Source organism: Paenibacillus sp. GCM10027629, from assembly GCF_042676425.1.
Taxonomy (GTDB): domain Bacteria; phylum Bacillota; class Bacilli; order Paenibacillales; family Paenibacillaceae; genus Paenibacillus_K; species Paenibacillus_K terrigena.
Genome location: NZ_JBHTGZ010000008.1, coordinates 1 through 2,033, shown reverse-complemented (window position 1 = coordinate 2,033; position 2,033 = coordinate 1). Strand labels below are relative to the sequence as shown.

Below are 2,033 nucleotides of genomic sequence, written 5' to 3'. Positions count from 1 at the left end.
GAGCTGTGGTGTAGAGGCCTAACATGCCTGCCTGTCACGCAGGAGACCGCGGGTTCGAATCCCGTCAGCTCCGCCATTTTTACCTCTCGAATGAGAGCCATTAGCTCAGTTGGTAGAGCACCTGACTTTTAATCAGGGTGTCGAAGGTTCGAGTCCTTCATGGCTCACCAGTTTTACTTCAAAAAAACATGGTTGACAAGCTAGTCCAACCATGGTATAGTAATTGAGTACCACATGCGCGCGTATGGCGGAATTGGCAGACGCACTAGACTTAGGATCTAGCGGGCGACCGTGGGGGTTCAAGTCCCTCTACGCGCACCATACTTAATAATGATTCCCGTGACTTCTGCGAAGAGGTGCGGGATTTTTATTTTGTACTTAGGTGTTTTATACTCAGGTACAGTGGAGTTATTAAAAATTTAATGTACTAGGTTAATATTTGTGATTAAAATCACAAATTAGTGTTGTGGAAGTCGATATAATAAAGTTGTTCAGATAAGTCAATAACCATATGGAAATAGGAGGTGTGTGCTCCATGTTGAAGCGTATAACGAAATGGTGCGCTCGCCTGGGTCTTACATTTCATGTCATAAAGACAGTGTTGGCGGCGGCGATCTCTTGGTCAGTCGCATCTTTAATGTTCGGAGATCATTTCTCGTATTTTGCCCCCCTTGCAGCTGTATTGACGGTTCAACTCACGATCGCAGACACAATGGAAAAAGGACTATACCGTATTCTTGGTGTAATCATTGGGGTCGTCGTGACCGCTGTCGTCGTACCTTATGTGGGACAGAACTTCTTAGGTGTCGTGGTGGTGCTTCTTATTGGTATGGGCGCAGCTACGGCCTTCAAACTGAATCCACAGATTATTTCGCAAATTGGTGTGAGTTCGGTGATGGTGATGTCTTTTCAACAAGCTCAAGGTTACGCTACAGGGCGGATAATTGAGACGATTGTCGGTGCGATCATTGCGGTTCTTGTTCAAATCACGATACATCCTGAGAATAAAATGCCGTCGGCTGTGCGTCGAAACGCGAATATTTGTCAGAAGCTTGCGGAACGAATGCAGCAATTGGGTCATAGTGTGTCTGCACAGCAGAATGACTTGATGAGTTTTCAATATTCGGATGCGGATTTGATGTCTTTGAGTCGGAAATTGAATGATGCATACTGCAATGCACAGAAAAGTCTCAAATATAACTTTATCTATCGTAAAGATTCTCGAAAACTAGCAGCCTTGCAAGATCGTGTAGATACAGTTCAGAAAATATTGATTGCTGTATCCAGTGTGAACTATGCTGTGCAGGAGATTGGAACGAAATATTTGAAGCAATTGCCGATCGAGGCTGCGCTAATGAGTTCAGCTGAATGTATTCTGTTATATGGTAGATTGCTAAAACAAACAACGCCAAAACGGCATGAAGCACTGGAACAGGCGATTCATCAGGCCTATGATGATCAGTTTTTATTATTTGATGCTTTTAAGGAACAACAAGCTAAGGCAGAGACACTGATGGAGATTGGGAGTCTGTTTGCGGATTTGCATCGTATCGTTGCTGAGATAGAACGTTCGAGTTCGTCGATGTCTTCGAATCATGCATTGGTGAAGGCAACAGGTTATATGAAGACGAAGAAAAATTCCACACCGCGTAGAATAGCGAATTAGGGAAGAAAGAATGTAATATGCCGTAGATTCCATTTGGAATTAATTGCATGTTGCATTCTTTTTGCATTCCATGGTATATTCTTATTCCGGCCGCTACGAGAGTAGCAGACGGGACGCAAGAGAAAAGAACTTCTCGAAAAAAACTTAAAAAAATATCTTGCATTATGAAGTTGAATGTGATATATTATAAAAGTTGTCGCCGAGAGAACGACGCGGTGATCACGAGAAAGACATTGATCTTTGAAAACTGAACAACGAATGATTGAAAGTATAACGAGAACTTCGGTTCTCGTAAGCAAGTCAGTTTCAAAATGAGCAAGTCAAACACTTTATTGGAGAGTTTGATCCTGGCTCAGGACGAACGCTG

The 2,033-nt window shown here is 43.0% G+C and carries 1 protein-coding gene and 2 tRNA genes; all 3 read left to right on the top strand.

Annotated elements, in window-relative coordinates; genetic code table 11:
- Window positions 1–94: 94 nt before the first annotated feature.
- Window positions 95–170 (top strand) — tRNA-Lys (locus tag ACFQZR_RS08850).
- Between the two features lie 68 nt (window positions 171–238).
- Window positions 239–321, top strand: a tRNA-Leu gene (locus ACFQZR_RS08845).
- A gap of 214 nt (window positions 322–535) precedes the next feature.
- A complete protein-coding gene (locus ACFQZR_RS08840; protein ID WP_379344967.1) occupies window positions 536–1,666 on the top strand; it encodes an FUSC family protein in 1,131 nt (376 codons plus the stop codon).
- Window positions 1,667–2,033 lie beyond the last annotated feature (367 nt).